Annotated in this window: 15 protein-coding genes; 14 read left to right on the forward strand and 1 reads right to left on the reverse strand. The window is 52.8% G+C overall.

The window, feature by feature from the left end; genetic code table 11:
- Positions 1–68 precede the first annotated feature (68 nt).
- Complete coding sequence (gene typA, locus B5F76_RS10450; protein WP_087354279.1) at positions 69–1,904, reverse strand: translational GTPase TypA; 1,836 nt, start codon at positions 1,902–1,904, stop codon at positions 69–71.
- Positions 1,905–2,270: 366 nt separating this feature from the next.
- Here typA and B5F76_RS10455 point away from each other — a divergent pair, with 366 nt between their 5' ends.
- From B5F76_RS10455 to B5F76_RS10520, 14 genes are all read left to right on the forward strand, one after another.
- Complete coding sequence (locus B5F76_RS10455; protein WP_087354281.1) at positions 2,271–3,701, forward strand: ATP-binding protein; 1,431 nt, start codon at positions 2,271–2,273, stop codon at positions 3,699–3,701.
- 54 nt (positions 3,702–3,755) lie between these two features.
- On the forward strand, positions 3,756–5,996 hold the full coding sequence (locus B5F76_RS10460) for an acetyl-CoA carboxylase carboxyl transferase subunit alpha/beta (protein WP_087354312.1): 2,241 nt from the start codon (positions 3,756–3,758) through the stop codon (positions 5,994–5,996).
- Between the two features lie 41 nt (positions 5,997–6,037).
- Positions 6,038–6,685: a biotin attachment protein gene (locus tag B5F76_RS10465; RefSeq protein WP_087354283.1), complete on the forward strand. Its 648-nt coding sequence runs from the start codon at positions 6,038–6,040 to the stop codon at positions 6,683–6,685.
- A gap of 22 nt (positions 6,686–6,707) precedes the next feature.
- Entirely contained in the window at positions 6,708–7,304 is a 597-nt protein-coding gene (locus B5F76_RS10470) for a single-stranded DNA-binding protein (RefSeq protein WP_087354285.1), read from the forward strand.
- A 298-nt stretch (positions 7,305–7,602) separates the two neighbouring features.
- Positions 7,603–8,874 (forward strand): sulfate adenylyltransferase, encoded by a 1,272-nt coding sequence (gene sat, locus B5F76_RS10475; RefSeq protein WP_087354288.1) that lies wholly within the window; start codon positions 7,603–7,605, stop codon positions 8,872–8,874.
- 182 nt (positions 8,875–9,056) lie between these two features.
- Positions 9,057–10,001, forward strand: coding sequence for a radical SAM protein (locus B5F76_RS10480; RefSeq protein WP_087354290.1), 945 nt, complete (start codon positions 9,057–9,059; stop codon positions 9,999–10,001).
- A gap of 174 nt (positions 10,002–10,175) precedes the next feature.
- Positions 10,176–11,165: a hypothetical protein gene (locus tag B5F76_RS10485; RefSeq protein WP_087354292.1), complete on the forward strand. Its 990-nt coding sequence runs from the start codon at positions 10,176–10,178 to the stop codon at positions 11,163–11,165.
- Between the two features lie 308 nt (positions 11,166–11,473).
- Positions 11,474–12,007 carry an RsbRD N-terminal domain-containing protein gene (locus B5F76_RS10490; RefSeq protein ID WP_087354294.1) on the forward strand — a complete coding sequence of 178 codons (534 nt, stop codon included), beginning with the start codon at positions 11,474–11,476 and terminating at the stop codon, positions 12,005–12,007.
- Between the two features lie 24 nt (positions 12,008–12,031).
- The gene (dsrM, locus tag B5F76_RS10495; RefSeq protein ID WP_087354296.1) at positions 12,032–13,066 is read left to right on the forward strand and encodes a sulfate reduction electron transfer complex DsrMKJOP subunit DsrM; all 1,035 of its coding nucleotides are present in this window, start codon (positions 12,032–12,034) and stop codon (positions 13,064–13,066) included.
- A gap of 11 nt (positions 13,067–13,077) precedes the next feature.
- Positions 13,078–14,715, forward strand: coding sequence for a sulfate reduction electron transfer complex DsrMKJOP subunit DsrK (dsrK, locus tag B5F76_RS10500; protein ID WP_087354298.1), 1,638 nt, complete (start codon positions 13,078–13,080; stop codon positions 14,713–14,715).
- A 3-nt stretch (positions 14,716–14,718) separates the two neighbouring features.
- Entirely contained in the window at positions 14,719–15,096 is a 378-nt protein-coding gene (gene dsrJ, locus B5F76_RS10505) for a sulfate reduction electron transfer complex DsrMKJOP subunit DsrJ (RefSeq protein ID WP_087354300.1), read from the forward strand.
- A 3-nt stretch (positions 15,097–15,099) separates the two neighbouring features.
- Positions 15,100–15,897 carry a sulfate reduction electron transfer complex DsrMKJOP subunit DsrO gene (dsrO, locus tag B5F76_RS10510; protein ID WP_087354302.1) on the forward strand — a complete coding sequence of 266 codons (798 nt, stop codon included), beginning with the start codon at positions 15,100–15,102 and terminating at the stop codon, positions 15,895–15,897.
- 11 nt (positions 15,898–15,908) lie between these two features.
- The gene (gene dsrP, locus B5F76_RS10515; protein WP_087354304.1) at positions 15,909–17,087 is read left to right on the forward strand and encodes a sulfate reduction electron transfer complex DsrMKJOP subunit DsrP; all 1,179 of its coding nucleotides are present in this window, start codon (positions 15,909–15,911) and stop codon (positions 17,085–17,087) included.
- 224 nt (positions 17,088–17,311) lie between these two features.
- Positions 17,312–18,655, forward strand: coding sequence for an HD domain-containing protein (locus B5F76_RS10520; protein ID WP_087354306.1), 1,344 nt, complete (start codon positions 17,312–17,314; stop codon positions 18,653–18,655).
- The last annotated feature ends 306 nt before the right edge of the window (positions 18,656–18,961 follow it).

Consider the following 18,961-nt stretch of genomic DNA (forward strand, 5'->3'; position numbering starts at 1 on the left):
AAGGAGGCATGGGAGAGCGATATGCGCATCCCATGCCTCCTTCGTGCATAAACAGAGTGCGTGATTTTCTAGGCCATGCGCTTTCCGGCCTTGATGCCAGCCATCTGGTAGCGCTTCTGGGCGGAAAGGACGACCTTGCGAAGTCTGATGGACTGGGGAGTCACTTCCACAAGTTCATCACCCTTTACAAAGTGCAGGGCCCTTTCGAGGGTCATCTTGCGGACCGGTGTCAGAATGACGTTTTCGTCCTTACCCGCGGCACGCAGGTTAGTAAGTTTCTTGGCCTTGGTCGGATTAACGTCGATATCATTGTCACGGTTGTGTTCGCCAATGATCATTCCTTCGTAGACAGGATCGCCCGGTTCAATGAACAGTGAACCTCTTGGTTCAAGATTGAAAAGGGCATATGCCACGGCGCTGCCCGCACGGTCGGACACTATGCTGCCGGTAAAGCGGCTCGGGAATTCTCCGCGCCACTCATCATATCCCTCAAGATAGGCATTCATGATGCCAGTGCCCTTGGTATCCGTGAGGAATTCGTCCTGGTAGCCAATGAGGCCGCGGGAGGGAACGGAGAATTCCAGACGCACGCGCCCTGTGCCTGCGTTGTGGCAATTGATCATCTTGCCTTTGCGCTGGTTCAGCTTCTCCGTGACAACACCCATAAAGGACTCGTCACAGTCGACATACAGGTGTTCGATGGGCTCAAGTGTCTTGCCGTTTTCATCCTGCTTGAGGATGACTTCGGGGCGGCCGACAGAAAGCTCGAAGCCTTCCCTGCGCATGGTTTCGACAAGGATGGCCATCTGGAATTCGCCTCTGCCCTTGACGATGAAGCTGTCGTGATCATCGGACACTTCAAGGCGAATTGCCACATTGCGAAGGGTTTCCTTCTTGAGTCTGTCCTGGATGACACGACTTTGCACAAATTTGCCTTCGCGGCCGGCCAGGGGAGATGTATTGATACCGATGCGCACCGCAACTGTAGGTTCGTCAACGGTGATGCGCGGAAGAGCTGCCGGATTTTCTCTGGTGCAGATGGTGTCGCCGATGGTGACATCCTCGATACCGGCAAGAACAACAATGTCGCCTGGATCGACCTTGTCTACTTCTTTCAGGGTCACCCCCTGGTACACTTGCAGCTTGGTGGCACGAAGAGGGCGGGGCTTGTTGTCTGCACCAATGCAGGCCAGTGGTTCGTTGTTGAAAACCGATCCATGCATGATGCGACCTACTGCAAGACGTCCGAGATAGTCGGAGTAGTCAAGATCGGCCACCAGCATCTGAAATGGCTCATCGGGATCGTATTCGGGACCGGGGATCTTGTTCAAAATGGTTTCGAACAGGGGGGTGAGATCCTTTCTTTCGTCGTCCTTGCCGTACATGGCCACGCCATCCCTGCCGACAGCGTAGAGTACGGGGAATTCGAGCTGTTCGTCATTGGCACCAAGGTCAATAAAAAGATCGTAGATTTCGTTGAGGACCTCGTCGATGCGGGCGTCCTTGCGGTCAATCTTGTTGATCACGACCACAACGGGGAGGCCTGCTTCAAGTGCCTTGCGCAGCACGAAACGAGTCTGGGGCAGGGGGCCTTCGGAAGAGTCCACCAACAGAATGGCACCGCTTGCCATGGACAGGGAGCGTTCAACCTCGCCGCCAAAGTCGGCGTGGCCGGGCGTATCGATGATGTTGATTTTGACGTTTTGCCAAGAAATTGCGCAGTTCTTGGCTGCGATGGTAATACCGCGCTCCCTTTCGAGATCCATATTGTCCATTATGCGTTCGTTGACCTGCTGATCGGCCCTGAACACACCACTTTGCTTGAACATGGCATCCACAAGGGTTGTCTTGCCGTGGTCGACGTGAGCTATGATTGCGACGTTGCGCAGATGTTCATTTTGCATGGTTTTTGTTCTGTTTTCTGTTTTTTCGAGGCTGTGAAGTGACGTATGCTTTGTCCCTTATGGCTTTGGGAAGGGAGAGCGCGACAAAAGGCAGACTTTTGCCGATATTCTTGGTACAGGACAGACTGCAGCTGGTACAGTGTGCCTGGCATGCACAAGGCCGATGCAACAGGGGATGGAATCCTGGCCCGGAAGAAGGGCAACGCCCTTGTGAAGTCGGCTGGCTTCTACCTTTTTTTTGTTCCCTTGTCACCAATCTGTCCGGTCAAAAGCGTGCGCGCTACTGGACAGAAGCCCCTTTTTTGAGGAAAATAAAGGTTCAGCAACAAGCTTACTGCGAAATTCTGACTATATGGAGAACTGACCTTGGAGAACCCTAGAACCGAACTGAGCGGCCACAGAGTCCTTGTTGGCAACCGTGGTGAAATCGCCATCCGCATCATGCAGGCCTGCCTGAAGCTGGGCGTTGCCTTTACAGCCATATATACTCCCGAGGACAAGGAATCCACACATGTGAGCTTTGCCAGGGATCATGGCGGGGAACATGGCCTGTACATGGTTTCCTCCTATCATGATGCCAACGAGCTCATGGCAGTAGCCGATGTGTCGGGCTGCACGGCAGTGCACCCGGGATACGGTTTTTTTGCCGAGGACTTTCGCTTTGCCCGCAGGGTGACAAAGCGTGACAGAAAAATGATCTTCCTTGGTCCCTCCTGGAAGATAATTCGCGAGCTTGGTGACAAAATCAATACAAAACGTCTTGCCCGCAGCCTAGGGGTGCCTACAGTGCCCGGCTCGGACAGGCCCATCTATGACGAGATGGAAGCCGAGAACATCGCCGAGGATGTATTCGATTTCCAGTTGCAGCAGGGAATCGACCATCCCCTGGTGCTCATCAAGGCCTCTGCTGGTGGCGGTGGCATGGGCATCGAGGAAGTGGACGATATAGATCAGTTCCGTTCCGTCTATCGCCGCGTGCGCAACTATGCTGCTCGCCAGTTCAAGGACGAAGGCGTGCTCATTGAACAGCGCGTCACAGATTTCAATCATCTTGAAGTGCAGATAATAGGTGACAGATCCGGCAAGAATCAGGTGCATTTTGGCACTCGCAACTGTTCCATACAGTCTACTGGCCGCCAAAAGCGCCTGGAAGTGGCTCCGGGTTTTGACCCGTCTGAGAACGAATACAACTTTGATGCCCACGGGGTGCTTGACGCCATCACGCAGTACTCCCTGACCATGGCCAGAGAAGTCGGCTACGACAGTGTGGGTACGTGGGAATGGATTGTCACGCGCCAGGGAGCCCCCTTCCTTATGGAGGTGAACACCAGAATCCAGGTGGAAAATGGTGTCTCAGCCCGCATTGCCCGGGTCAAGGGGCAGGAGGGCGTTGATCTTATAGCCGAGCAGATCCGCACAGGCCTTGGTGAACCCCTGGGCTATACGCAGCACGATATTCAGTTTGACGGCTTTGCCCTTGAATATCGCCTCATAGCAGAGTCCCCGGAAAACAACTTCACTCCCTGGGTTGGGACCATTGATCGTTTCAGATGGAAGGAACATCCTTGGCTTTCTGTACACACCCAGGTGCCCAAGTCCGCCTACAATATTCCTACGGAATTCGATCCCAACCTTGCGCTTGCCATTATCTGGGGTAAGGACCTCAAGGAATTGAAGGAGCGCGGTCTTGTTTTCCTGAATGAGCTTGAACTGCAGGGCCATAATGCTGCAGGTGAAGCCATGAAGAACAATATCGCCTTCCTCATGGAAAAGACACCACAGATATTGAAGTTCTAGGTAAACAAGGCCCCAGTGGCCGCCACAGCAGTGCAGACAAGGACACAGAGGAACATGGACAACCTTTTTTTAAAGCGCATACAAAGTCTCACAGACAGACTTTCCTACATGCAGGATATATTTGCCGGCAAGCATGCAGACAGCGTGTCGTTACTGCAGCAAAAGCTGGATGAATTTACGGAAAAGGCCACTAGCGACAGCTTGGTCAATCCCTACGAGGAACTGGTGGCTCTTGAAGATCTCTTCAAGTATGTGGAAGCAAGACTGGACGCTTCCATAACGCCGCTGGACAAGGTGCGAATTGTGCGCCACCCACAGCGCATATGTCTGCGGGATATTCTGGAAAATGTGTACGACAATTTCACGGAAGTAGGCGGACAGGACGAGCACAGCATTGACCCCAGCATGGTCATAGCCCGTGCAGTCATTACCCGTCGTCGTGGCAAAAAGCGCTACACGCAATCTGTCATGGTCATTGGCCAGGAAAAGGGGCACGGTGCCGAAATTCGCAACGGAGGTTCCGTCAAGCCCTGGGGCAATGCCAAGGCCCGCCAGTTCATGCGTGTTGCCGAAACAGAGGGAATTCCCGTCCATACCTATATTTTTACCCCCGGTTCCTTTCCCATCGAAGACTATCCCGGGGCTGCCCAGCAGATTGCCCGCAATATCTACTGCATGGCAGGTCTGCGTGTTCCCGTAGTGGCGGTTATCTCCGAAGGCGGCAGCGGTGGTGCAGAAGCCATTGGTCTGGCCGACAAGAGACTCATGCTCTCGAATGGCTACTATTCGGTGATTTCTCCCGAAGGGGCTGCCGCCATCGAGGGCCATTGTCGTGGAGGAGAGCGTCCTTCGCAGGAATTGGTGGAAAAGTGCGCCTACAATCTGAAACTTACCGCAGAGGACAATCTGCGTTTCGGTTATATTGACAAGATAATTCAGGAACCTCCGCTCGGGGCTCGTTCCTACCACTTCGACTTTTTTCGTCAGCTTCGTCAGGAAATTCTGCTTGCAACAGACGAGGTTGTGCTCTCTGCCAAGCTGTCGCCCTTCAAGAAAATCGGTGTTTCACACCGCAACAAGCCGGGCGTCAATCTTGACGAGATGTACATGCGTTGGAGCCTGGGCAAGAGCGCCAAGACAAGACTTGTCAAAAAGCGCCAGAACAAGTTCCTGAAACTTTCCAGGGAAGCTGCTGTGGACAAGCGTCCCTTCCTCACAAAGGCTCTGCATACTCTGGATGATCTTGTGATGACTCCGGTCAATGAACTCAAGTACGAGTTCTACCGCAAGCATCAGCGCAAGATTCATGCATTCCTTGAGGAAGCCGAGAACGAATGGGATGTTTTCAAGAGCTGGCTGAAAAAACCCTTTGGCAAACAGGAAGAGCAAAAGGCCAAGGAGGCTGTCAACAACGAGCTGACCTCGCTGTCGACATGGGCCGATGCGCAGCGTCACAAGAGATGGAACTATCTCTCGCCCCGTTACAAGATCGATCAGGCCGTTACCTGCCCCAATGCATCGGTATACGGTTGTCCGGATCTGTGGGGGCCGGACCTCTTTGCCGAATTTGCAGGAGTTTGCAGCAATTGCGGACACCATTTCCCCATGGAGCCGGAGTGGTACGTGCGCAACGTCTTTGACGTGGGCACTGTCATGGAGTTCAATGAGGAAATAGAGGCTGGCAATCCTCTGGAGTACCCCAATTTTGACAAGTCCATCAGAGCCGCCCAGGAAAAAACGGGCTGCAAGAGCGGTTGCATGACCTTCGAGGCTCGCATCGACAATATCAAGGTCGTTGTCGCCATGCTCATGGGCACATTCCGCGGAGGCTCCTTTGGTGCAGCCGAAGGGTACAAGTTTGTTGAAGCTGCCCAGAGAGCGACCAAAAACCGCTACCCCTTTATTGCCTATGTTCACGGAACGGCAGGTATTCGTATCCAGGAAGGAACAAACGGCGTTATCCAGATGCCCCGCTGTACTATTGCCGTGCACAGGTACATAGAAAACGGTGGCCTCTACATGGTCCTCTACGATACCAACAGCTTTGCAGGACCGGTGGCCAGTTTCCTTGGCTGCTCGCCCTACCAGTTTGCCATTCGTTCCTCCAATATCGGTTTTGCCGGGCCTGGCGTCATCAAGTCTACAACAGGCATGGATGTTCCCCCGCATTACCACAGCTGCTACAAGGCCATGGACAGGGGACACATCCAGGGTATTTGGGATCGTCGCCAGATGCGTCACAACCTCATTCAGGCCCTGCAGACTATCGGCGGCCGAAATCTGTACTATCGCTAAGGATTTTCCGCGCCACAAAAAGCCGGAACTGAAGGTTCTCTATGCTGAATATTTCCGATTTGCTTGAACAGATTAAACAGAACCCATACAGGGAAATTGTCGTCAGGACTCCTCACACAGGTGTTGTGAACTTTGCCGACATCAAGCAGGGCGATGCTGTGCACGGTCCCGAGGGACAATGGAAGGAGCGCAGTGGAACTAGGCTGGCGACGCTTACCCGCGAACGCAATCCCAAGCCCATCTTTGCTCCAGAAAAAGGCGTGGTAGACAAGGTGTACAGCGAGTACGAAAATGCCTTTGTGGAAAACGGCACACCGCTTGTCACCATACGTCACCACCTGACCAGGGAAGAAGTGGAAGGCATTATCCTGAAAAGTGCCCTTCACCTCTTCAGAGCACCGGAAAGGGCAAAGTACTATTTTACCCCCGAGATAGATGCCAAAATGAGATCTTCCGATCCAGGCAGTGTTGTTATCAGGGATGGCCAGGAGCTCTTTATCATGAGCCGAATGAAGCGTGAGCTTCCCCTCTACTATTCCGGCCCAGAAGGAGTTATTTACGCTACCTACTTCAAGCCCAATGACAATGTAGACACTGATTCCCCCTTGATCGGCGTTTGTCCCAAGGATGAACTGCCCAATATCAAGGAAGTAATCATGCGCGTTCAGACCGAATGGCAGGAAAATTAGCGATTGTTCTCAGGAGATATATATGCTTAACAAGGTAATGCTTATCGGCAGACTTGGACGCGATCCGGAGCTCAGGTATACACAAAATGGCACACCGGTTACTTCGCTGAATGTTGCAACGGATGAATCCTACACTGACCGTGATGGCAACAGACAGGAAAGGACCGAATGGCATAGGGTTGCAGTCTTCCAGAAACAGGCAGAGCTGTGTTCCAACTACCTTTCCAAGGGCAGCCTGGTTTATGTGGAAGGTTCCCTGCAGACCAGAAAATGGCAGGATCAGCAGGGAATGGACAGGTATACCACAGAGATTCGTGCCCAGCGTGTGCAGTTTCTCGACCGCAAGGGTAATGTCGATGGGATGCAGCGTGGCGGAGACGATTACCAGCAGGGGCGTGGAGGTTGGAATGGCAATCACGGCCAGTCCTACCAGCAGCAGGCTCCTCAGTCGTATGCCCAGGAAGGTTACCAGCAGACAGGTTACGGCTCCTCTCAGACTTCCCAGCAGAATCGGTTCAGGGATGATGCCCAGATGAACCAGGATATGGAAGCCAACAGGGACAAGGATCTTGGCAGCCCGACTCCTTCGGAATCATCTCTTGACGAAGTGCCCTTCTAGACCATGCCAAGGCGTGCACGCTCAAGCAGGGCAGTGAAGAGCTGAAAAGTTCCGGTTTTTTTCGAGGACGGTAGAGTTTTTGCGACTTTGCCGTCCTTTTTATGATCTTTCACAAGCTTGTGAAGAAATAAATTTCCCTGTCTGATAAAATTTATACAATAATTTCAAGTTGTTACCAAAAAGAACTCGCGAAGAACCTGAACAGGCATTGACATTTCGTACATAATTTCACAAGATGCTCGCAATCCCGACAAATACGGCTCATTGGCCGTGTTATAAAACTCATGGAGGAATGGATATGTCCAAACTTGTCCCCCCGCATGGCGGTAAAGGTCTTGTGTGCGCTCTTCTTGAGGGCAAAGCTCTGGAAGACGAGATCAAAAAGGCAGAAGGCCTCAAGAAAGTCGAAATTTCTTCCCGCGCCAAGGGTGACCTTATCATGATGGGGATCGGCGGCTTCTCTCCGCTGGACGGATTCATGGACAAGGCCAACTGGAAGAGCGTCTGTGAAAAGATGCTGCTCACCGACGGCACTTTCTGGCCTGTGCCTGTTACCCTGGACATCTCCGCCGAAGATGCGGCTGAGATCAAAGCCGGACAGGAAATCGCCCTTGTTCGCAACGGCATGCTGCTTGCGACCATGAAGGTCGACGAGATCTACGAGATGACCGACGAAGACAAGAAGTTCGAGTGCGAGCTGGTCTTCAAGGGTCAGGGCGAAGATTCCCAGAAGTTCTGGGACGTTGCCCCCACCGACCACCCCGGCGTCAAGATGGTCCTTGCCCAGAAGCCCTTCAACGTGGCTGGCAAGGTGAAAGTGCTTTCTCAGGGCGAATTCCCCGAAAAGTTTGCTGGCACCTACATGACTCCCGCTCAGCTGCGTGAACAGCTTGACGCCCGCGGCTGGAAGACCGTTGCTGCCCTGCAGCTGCGCAACCCCATGCACCGCTCCCACGAATATCTTGCCAAGCTGGCTATTGAAGTGTGCGATGGCGTTGTGATCCACTCCCTGGTCGGCAACCTGAAGCCCGGCGACATCCCGGCCGAAGTGCGCATCAAGTGCATCAACACCCTTGTTGACAAGTACTTCGTGAAGGAAAACGTCATCCAGGCTGGCTATCCTCTCGACATGCGTTATGCCGGTCCCCGCGAAGCTCTTCTGCACGCAACCTTCCGTCAGAACTACGGCATCAACCGTCAGATCGTCGGCCGTGACCATGCTGGCGTTGGCGACTTCTACGGCATGTTCGAAGCTCAGGAAATCTTCGACAAGATTCCTCAGCCTGCAGATCCCGGCAAGCGCCTGCTCTGCGAACCTCTGAAGATCGACTGGACCTTCTACTGCACCAAGTGTGACGGCATGGCTTCCATGAGGACCTGCCCCCATGGCAAGGAAGACCGCGTCATTCTGTCCGGCACCAAGCTGCGCAAGTTCCTCTCCGAAGGCCAGCCCATTCCGGATCACTTTGGCCGTAACGAAGTCCTTGACATTCTGCGTGAGTACTACTCCGGCCTGACCGAGAAGGTCGAGATCAAGATGCAGCACGCTGCTTCTGGTCCTGCCGAATAGTCGTTGACTAAAAGACAGTTTTTGGGGCAATGATCGCAAGGTCATTGCCCCTCGTTTTTTTGTGGATGCAGAAAAGATGTGCGTCCGGTTCGCAAATCTGCTTGCAAAGGCCTTTCGTTGTCGGATAAGTGCAAGGACGCAACAACGACAGCGGACATGCGAACTTGTTTCGGAGGCCCAAGATGGAGCGTTACAAATATATCTACGGACCTGTGCTCTCCAGACGGCTTGGCAGATCTCTGGGAGTAGACATAATACCTTTCAAAACCTGCAGCTATGACTGTGTCTACTGTCTTTTGGGACGAACGAAGACGCACACAAGCAAACTGGCTGAATATGTGCCCTGTGATGCGGTGCTTGAAGAGCTCGAAAGAAAACTTTCTGAAGACAAGCCCGATGCCATCAGCTTTGCCGGGTCGGGCGAGCCAACCCTAAACAGTGCTCTTGGTAACATTATAGCTGGCATCAAGAAGATGACCGATGTGCCTGTTGTGGTCTTCACCAACTCTTCACTTTTGTGGAAGCCGGAAGTGCGGCAGAATCTTGCGCTGGCTGATATCATCAGTCCGTCCATGGATGCTGTTGTTCCACAAACACTACAGAAGGTGAACAGACCATGCGAGGGACTGAATTGCGAGCTATTCTATCAGGGGATTAAGTCCTTTTGTCATGAATACAGGGGACGAATCTGGCTTGAAATTCTCCTGGCTGCAGGCATGAATGATAGTGACGCCGATGTGAACGCTCTGGTAGGTGCAGCAAGGGGGCTTGAGAATCTGGAATGCATACAGCTCAATACGGTGGTACGCCCACCTGCAGAAAAACATGTAGGCGCTGTTTCCAGAGAGCGCCTCGAGGCCATAAGAAGACAACTGCCCGGCAAGGTCGAAATCATTGCCTCCTTTTTTGGGGACAAGGAAGGGGGCCACGGCAAGAAGAGTGTGTCTGCAGGCGAGATTGCCGATCTTGTTGAACGCCATCCCAGTACTCTCGAAGGCATTGCCGAAGGTCTTGATGTCGGAGTGGATATAATACGGCCCATTGTGGAGAAACTGGTAACAGACAACGTGCTTGCAGCCAATGAATGCGAAGGCAAGACATTCTACGTAGTGACAAATCCCAGCTGATAGGCGCAAACCGGACAGGAGGGGATAATTTCAGCCGCTCTCTTGCAACCGTTTGCCCTGCCAGCACAAGTCCTGTACACTCGTTGAGCAACGCCATATCACAGACACGGAGGTTGTGGAAAATAGGGTGAGTGAGGGGCAAGTCTCGCTGCACCGTATTTCTCTCTATTGATCATGAAATCCAAGCTCTATGTCAGCAAGCCCTCTGCACTGCTTTGCGCAATAGGTGTTCTCTTCTGCCTCTGGGTTCATGTGGGGCAGGTGGAGGAAGCCTGTTTTACCGCAGGCTGTTCCTTGTATCAGCAGACCAGCGTAGCGGGTATTTCACTGTGGGTAGTGGGCATGGTCGCCTTCGTTGTGATGGGCGCACTTTCACTTTTTGGCAAAGCCCACATTGCGTATTGGCTTGCCATGATTGGCGTGATCTGCGACTGCTTTTTATTGGCACTCCTTGTTCTCACGGCTCCATGCTTTTTCTGCATGATCTTTGCCCTGATTCTGCTATGTGTCTATTTGACTCTGCGAAATAGCGTTCAGCAAAGATCATGGAATCATGCAGAACGCAAATATCCTGCCCTTGTATATCTGTGGTCAGTGCTCTTTGTTTGCAATGTTGGAATAGTAGTAAAGACATCCATACCCTTGTGGGATATTAGCGACAATGTTGAGGACGCGTCTGTCTACATGTATTTTTCTCCTTCGTGTTCTGTTTGCAAGCAGGGGATTGAAGGACTTTCCGGAAATATAGATGTAGCATTCTTTCCTGTTGCGGAGAACAGTTGGGATGTAAAGCGTGTAGCCTTAATGGAAAAGTATCTTGAACAAGGCATGAGTGTGCGCGAAGCCTTTCATTCAGCCAATTCCGCCACGCCCCCATCCGGTCTTGAGCTTTACATGCCCTCCATGCTTTTCTTGCAGCTGAAGCTGCTTTTCAACAAGGCTCATGTCTTCATGCAGGGGGGAGGCAAGGTGCCCTTCCTGGAGTACAGGGGACTTCCAAAACATGTCCTGCAAAAAAGCGCCCCCCAGCGCCCAAGGTATACGGAAAGATCGGGATGGAAGGATCCGACGTTGCCTCTTGATTCCTCGGTAACCGGCTTTTGTACTGGCAGCAAACCCTGTGAGGATGGGGGGGATGCTCTCACGCCAGCCAGGCAGTATTAGCGAAGGGCTTGAGGCTTGCGATAATTGAAGCCGCAAAAAATGCTCATGATACCGCTTGCCTGAATCAGCTTTGCCAGACGGAATGACAAGTGTGAGGCAGGATTTTTTTGCCGGATTGCTCTATTGACCCATCATTTGTTTCTTTATAAAATTCTCCACTTCACGAAATTCGATTCGGATGTTGTCGTTCGAAAGCCGATGCTTTCGGGATAACGTTCAAAAACAAGACTTCGAGCAGTCTGCCTGTCTCCTGCAAACAATTTTTTCTATGTTATTGCAGGAAGTTGGCAGCCGGAGGAAGATGTTTCATGCAGTCCACGGAATATTTTTTCAGTGTGAGGGATGTGGTTCTTGAAGAATGGATCAATGCCATTTTTGATACATATCCCTTTCAGACGACAGGTTTCTTGCGGACAAACGATGATCCTTTTACCAATCCTGTCGCTGACATGACGCGTGAGGCCGCAAACACGGTTTATGAGGCCGTTTCCGGATGGGACAAGAAACCAGCAGACGTACGGGCAGCCATTGATCGTTTCGTCCACATGCGCGCTGTGCAGACATTTCTTCCGAGCCAGGCCATGCTTGTCTTCTACCTTCTCAAGCCACTGATGCGAAAGCATATTATGCCTGCCATGTCCAAAGCCGGCAAAATGAAGGAGTACCTTGAAGCAGAATCCCGTTTGGACACAATTGTTCTTCTGGGTTTTGACTTGTATACAAAATCTCGGGAAGTTGTTGCTCAAAACAGAATCAACGAGATTAAAAACCAACACGCCCAGCTGGTGCGCTGGGCGCAGCGAGTGGGAGGAGCCCCTCTTCCTGAAGAAGGGCAAAGCTAACACTATCGTACAGAGAGGTAGGGAATGTTAAACTCTTTACTGGTTGTGGCTATTGTCACAATCATCGCCTGGCTCGGTTCAGCAGTAGGTATGGGAGCGTTCTTTGGAATCGTTCTCCCCTATGTGGCAATCGTGGTCTTCCTGGCTGGCGTGGTATGGAGGATGGTCTGGTGGGCCAAATCCCCTGTGCCCTTTGCCATCCCCACGACTGGTGGTCAGGAAAAGTCCCTGGACTTCATCAAACAGGCCAAATTCGACTGCCCCGACACCACTTTTGGTGTCGTCAAGCGCATGTTCCTGGAAGTCTTTCTTTTCCGCTCCCTGTTCCGCAACGTGAATGCGGAAATCAAGCAGGACGATCCCGTCAACGGCGGTCCCAGAATCATCTACTACTCCTCGAAATGGCTCTGGGTTTTCGCTCTTCTGTTCCATTACTGTTTCTTCATTGTCTTTTTCCGTCATTTCCGCTTCTTCGTTGACCCCGTTCCCGGTTGCGTCAGCTTTGTGGAAATGATCGACGGCTTCCTGCAGATTGGCGCACCGCGCTTCTTCCTGACCGGCGGCCTGCTCCTTGTTGCCATTCTCTTCCTTATTGGCCGCAGACTGGTAAACCCCAAGGTGCGTTACATCTCCCTCTCGCAGGACTATTTCCCGCTGTTCCTGCTGCTCGGCATCGTGTGCACAGGTATCCTGATGCGCTACTTCCTGAAGACCGACATCACCCAGGTGAAGGCTTTCGTCATGGGACTGGTGAGCTTCCAGCCCATATCTGCCGAGGGGATAGATCCCATCTTCTTCGTGCACGTCTGTCTGGTGAGCGTGCTGCTCATCTACTTCCCCTTCTCCAAATTGACTCACATGGCGGGCATCTTCTTCAGTCCCACCCGCAACCTGCCGTGTAACACGCGGCGTGTTCGCCACGTCAATCCTTGGAATCCGCCCAAGGACTTCCTGACATATCCCGAATACGAGGATCTTTACCGCGAAGCTATGGCCGGTGCAGGTCTTCCTCTGGATAAGCCGCTGGAAGACGAAGCAAAACAAAAGTCTGGCGATTAAGGAGTCCTTCTATGGCAAAATTACCTACCCCACAAGAACTGGTCGCCAACAGGCCGGCTTTTCCTGCTGAAGGGTGGCTGGAGACCAAACCCAAGTTTGTTCCCGGCAGCTATTGCTACCCTGCTCAAAAGGCGACCATGGAGCTGATGCACATGCCGCATCCTCATGAGTGGGATCCGGCAGCAGAAGACTGGAATCTGCCTGACAACTGGGAAAAAATTTTGTGTGATGCCTTTGAGGAACGTCTGCAAAAACATCGTTCCCTCAAGGTTTTCATGGATATCTGCGTGCGTTGCGGCGCCTGTGCGGACAAGTGCCAGTTCTTCCTCGGAACAAACGATCCCAAGAACATGCCTGTGCTGCGTGCCGAGCTTCTTCGCTCTCTGTATCGTAGGGACTACGGTATGCTCGGCAAGATCCTTGGCAAGAAAATTGGTGCCCGTTCCTGGGATTACCAGACAGTCAAGGAACTGTTCTACTACGCCTACCAGTGCACCGAATGCCGTCGCTGTTCGCTTTTCTGCCCCTACGGCATCGACACTGCAGAAATCACTGCCATAGTGCGTGAACTCCTCCACGAGGTCGGCCTTGGACTGCACTGGATCATGGATCCTGTGAAAAACTGCAGCTTCACTGGCAACCACCTTGGCATCAAGCCCCATTCCTACGTGGAAATCGTGGAAATGCTGGCCGATGACTGCGAGGACATTGTTGGCGTGCGTCCCAAAACGCCCTTCAACGAGCGTGGACACGAAATCCTCTTCATCTGTCCTTCCGGTGACGTGTTTGCCGACCCCGGCATTTACACCTTCATGGGCTACCTCATCCTGTTCAATGAACTGGATCTGGACTACACCCTGTCCACCTATGCCTCCGAGGGCGGCAACTTCGGTTCCTTCGTGTCCTTCAACATGGCCAAGAAACTGAATGCCAAAATGTACGAGGAAGCTGAGCGTCTTGGCTGCAAGTGGATACTTGGTGGCGAGTGCGGCCATATGTGGCGTGTTATCAACCAGTACATGGCTACCTACAACGGTCCCACTCCTTCCCATATGACCACTCCCGTGAACCCCTACACCGGTACCGTGTTCAAAAACGCAGCTGCCACCAAGATGGTTCACATTGCCGAGTTTGAGGCAGACCTTATCCGCCACAACAAGCTCAAGCTTGACCCGAGCCGCAACGACGACCTTATCTGCACCTGGCACGACTCGTGCAACCCCGCCCGCGGCATGGGTCTTCTCGACGAGCCCCGATACGTTCTCAAGCATTGTGTGAATAACTTCTACGAAATGCCCGAGAACACCATTCGCGAGCAAACCTTCTGCTGTGGCGCAGGCTCCGGTCTCAATACCGAAGAAATCATGGAGCTGCGCATGCGTTCCGGCATGCCTCGCGGCAATGCCCTGCGCTATGTCCAGCAGAAATACGGCGTGAATCGCATGGCCTGCGTGTGTGCCATTGACCGTGCCACTCTGCCTCCGCTTGCCGACTACTGGGCTCCGGGCGTGACCATCAGTGGTCTGACGGAACTTCTGGCCAACGCTCTTGTCTGCAAGGGCGAGCACAAACGTACCGTCAACCTCCGCCAGGAGGACCTCCCCCATGTCAATGATGACGACGGGGATGAAGGAAACGAGGGGGAATAGCAGATGTACAACTCTAAAGCTGTCATAGCAGGCATCATCGCCTTTCTTGTGATCTGTACTTCCCCTTTCTGGGCCGGCATTGGTTCCGGGGATTACAAGAAGCCTGAAGTTGTTCTGCCCAAGAAGCCCGAGTGCGTTGAAAGCGCCGAGTTCATGCGTGCGGAACACATGCAGCTGCTCAATGAGTGGCGCGACCAGGCTTTGCGCGAGGATAACAGGGTCTACATTTCTTCCACTGGCAAGAAGTGGGAAATCAGCCTGCAAAATACGTGCATGAAGTGCCACAACGATTACGAACAGTTCTGTGACAAGTGCCACGTGACCAACAACGTCGATCCCTACTGCTGGACCTGCCACATCCTTCCCAAGGGGGGCAAATAGTCTATGAACAAGAACAGAAGATCTTTTCTCAAGGTGGCTGGTCTGTCGGTATTTGCCCTGACAAGTGGGGTTGCTGGACTGGGCTCTGCCCAGGCAGCCGTCTCTCCGGGCAAGTATGAGCATGCTGGCCAGGGCCTCAAAGCCAAACGCTGGGCCATGGTCATAGACCTCAGGGCCTTCAATACGCCGGATGACTTCAAGGCTGTCATCAAGGCTTGCCACGCGACGCACAACGTACCCGACATCCGCAGCAAGGCTGATGGCCACGAGGATCAGGAGATCAAGTGGCTCTGGACAGATTCCTACACACACGCATTTCCGGATGAGCTCAACGAGCATCTTGCCGAACGCGTGAAGAATCGCCCGGTCCTGCTCCTGTGCAACCACTGCACCAACCCGCCCTGTGTGCGTGTCTGCCCCACCCAGGCTACCTACCAGCTGCCCAATGGTATTGTTACCATGGACTACCATCGCTGCATTGGTTGCCGTTTCTGCATGGCTGGCTGTCCTTACGGCGCCCGCTCCTTCAACTTCATCGATCCTCGCGGCTATATGAGCGACCCGGTGAGCAACCCCGAGTACCCCACCCGCATGATTGGTGTTGTGGAAAAGTGCACTTTCTGCGTGGAACGTCTGGCCAAGGGGCTCATGCCTGCCTGCGTTGAAGCGTCCAATGGCAAGATTCTTTTTGGCGATCTTGATGATCCCAATTCCTCGGTGCGCAAGGCACTTGCCGAAAACTACACCATCCGCCGCAAGCCTTCGCTGGGCACGCAGCCTGGTGTCTACTACATTGTCTAGGGAGTCCTGCCATGGTTGAAAAAGTACTCGAAGGCTCGAAGCGCTATTATATGTGGCTGCTCTTCCTGGTCGCTGTCATAGCGGTTTGCGGCATTGTCTATCTCTTCCAGCTCTTTGATGGTCTGGGCGTTACCGGTATGAGCCGCGACGTGTCTTGGGGCTTGTACATCTCCCAGTTTACCTATCTGGTCGGTGTTGCTGCCTCGGCCGTGATGCTTGTGCTTCCCGCCTACTTCCATCACTACAAAAAGTTCAAGATCATGATCATCTTCGGAGAATTCATGGCAATCTCCGCTGTGGTCATGTGCTGCCTCTTTATTGTTGTTGACCTTGGTCAGCCTCAGCGCATGGCAAACGTCATGCTGCATCCCACGCCCAACTCCGTCATGTTCTACGACATGATCGTGTTGATTGGCTACCTGACCCTGAACTGCATCATTGGTTGGGTGACCCTTGAAGCCGAGCGGCATGAAACCACTCCTCCCAAGTGGGTGCTCTATCTTGCCTACCTCTCCATCATCTGGGCTTTCTCCATCCATACAGTGACGGCCTTCCTGTACGCAGGCATTCCCGGTCGTCACTACTGGCTGACCGCCATCATGGCAGCCCGCTTCCTTTCCTCCGCATTCTGCTCTGGTCCTGCAATCCTGCTGCTGCTCATGCTGCTTCTGCGCAGGCTCACGGGCTTCAATCCCGGCAAGGAAGCCATTCACACCCTGGCAACCATCATCACCTATGCGATGTGCCTGAACGTCTTCTTCTACCTGCTTGAAGTCTTCACGGCCTTCTACAGTGGCATCCCCGGTCACTATGATCCCCTGGTCTTCCTGTTCAGCGGCCATCATGGCGTGACCTCCTGGGTGACTCCCTGCATGTGGCTTGCCGTTCTGTGTACCATTGGCTGCCTCGCCATCCTCATTCCTCCGAAGACCCGTTCCGGCAAGTACATGCCCTATGCACTTGGGATGCTGGTGCTGGCTTCCTGGATCGACAAGGGCCTTGGTCTCCTCATCGGCGGCTTTACCCCCAACATGTTCGAATCCGTGACAATCTACACGCCAACTGTGCGTGAGATTGCCGTAGCCATTGGCGTGTATGCTGTTGGCGCACTTGTCCTTTCCCTCTTGTGGAAGATTGCCTTGAGCATCAAGTTCGAGACAGGCCACAACGACGGCGATCTGATCAAGTAGAGATTCAAAGTACGCTGTTTTTCGAGAGGGACCCCGGGATGTTCTCCTGAGGTCCCTTTTTTATGGCGTAGGCAGTGAAAGAAATGGGCGCTTGCCTTCGCTAAGGATCACCCGCCATACTTGCGCAATGCACGAATTTTTCAGGTTTTTCGCTTCCTTGCCTTTTTCAGTGGCACAAGGCATAATCACTTGCATATAAAGCCCTTGATGTAAGGAGATTGCCCATGCGTGAAGCTTTGAAAGAAGCAGCCGTGCTTTGCAAAACCCTGTTCCGCAACGGATACGACGCCCATGTCGTAAACGCGCCCCTGCAGGAACACCTTCTTGCCAATGCCGACAAACTGGCAGTGGATTTGGCCTGTGAGGCGAGCTATCCGGTGCTTGCCAAGATTTTCCCTGATGTCAAGGAAGGCAACGACGAGAGCAGGGTAACCGCTACCCTCGAACAGGAAGGCGTTCTCTTCCGTTTTTATCCTCTTTCTGTGGAGAACAGCGCTCATCCCGAGCTGAGTCTGCTTCGCCTGACACCGACCATGGCAGAGCTGATGCCGGCTGATGAACGTCACAAATTGTGTCTCACTGGCTTTGGAGGGCCTCAGGCAAACGAGGAGAAGGATATTTACGAGGGCTTTGAACCCCTGGCCTCCGGTGAAATCAAACTAGCTGGCTTGCCTGATGACACACTGCGTCACAACTATCTATTGGCTGTCAAAGCACTGCGTTTTGCGGCCAACTTTGATTATCCTATAGAAGAAAATACCCGTCTTGCCATTGTGCGTGCCTCTTCACGCGTGCTGGACTACGTCCCTGCCAAGGAGATTATGGCCGAGTGGCGACTGGTCTCTGCGGAATCCATGCACCTTTTTGTGCGGCATCTTTTCGACGTACATCTTTTGCAGGGGCTCATCCCAGAACTTGCTGCACTTTCTCTTCTGCGGCATCGGCGCAACAAGAAGTCTGCCGAAACCGAGGATCTTCTGACGCACACCATCGAATGTGTCCGCTGCTATCCGCTCAACAAGCTGCATTATGACTGGATTGGCACCATGGCCATGCTGTTCCATGATGTGGGCAAGCTTTTCACTGCAGAATATGTTGATGGTGACTGGACATTCTATCAGCATCACAGGGTCGGCGCCCAGGTGACCCGCAAGATTTTGCGCAGGCTGCACTTCTCTGCAGAAGACATTGATGTCATTTGCCATCTCGTACGCAATCACATGCGCTTCTACTCCATGATGACGGACAGGGGTATACGGCGTTTCATGGCACTGGATCAGTATCCTCGTCTTATCCAGATGGCTAGGGCTGATATTCAGGCAAGGGATGACGTGTATACATCCTTCAACCACAACATGAAGTATCTTGAGCGCGCAAATACTCCCGAACAGATGCTTGAACCTTTGCTCAATGGCAACGAAATCATGCAGGAAACACAGCTCAATCCCGGACCGCAGGTTGGCTACATTCGTGAAGCCCTGCTGCAGGCCCAGATTGCGGGCGATGTCAAGGATGTAGAATCCGCAAAGGCTTTTGTGCGCCAGTACGCCAAGACATTGGGCGAGTAGACATATTGCGAAAGGAAGCCCTTGGTCGCTTGACTAGGGGCAGAAATCAAAAGCGGGAAAGAATATTCTTTCCCGCTTTTGATTTGGTGCGCCCGGCATGGCGCAGTACTAGTATATCGTTCGACAAATTCGTTTAGCACTAAACTGCCTTCTCACTCTTGGGCAGGAAGGCATTTTCAATGTCCTCAAGCTTCCATTTCCAACGAAAAATGACTCGTTCACTGTTTATCTCCTTTAACCAGTCTTCGATTCGATTAATCAAATCTTGTTTGGAATTGACTCGTAAATGCCTCAGCATTTGACGTG

Origin of the sequence: Desulfovibrio sp. An276, from assembly GCF_002159665.1 — a bacterium.
Classification (GTDB): domain Bacteria; phylum Desulfobacterota; class Desulfovibrionia; order Desulfovibrionales; family Desulfovibrionaceae; genus Desulfovibrio; species Desulfovibrio faecigallinarum.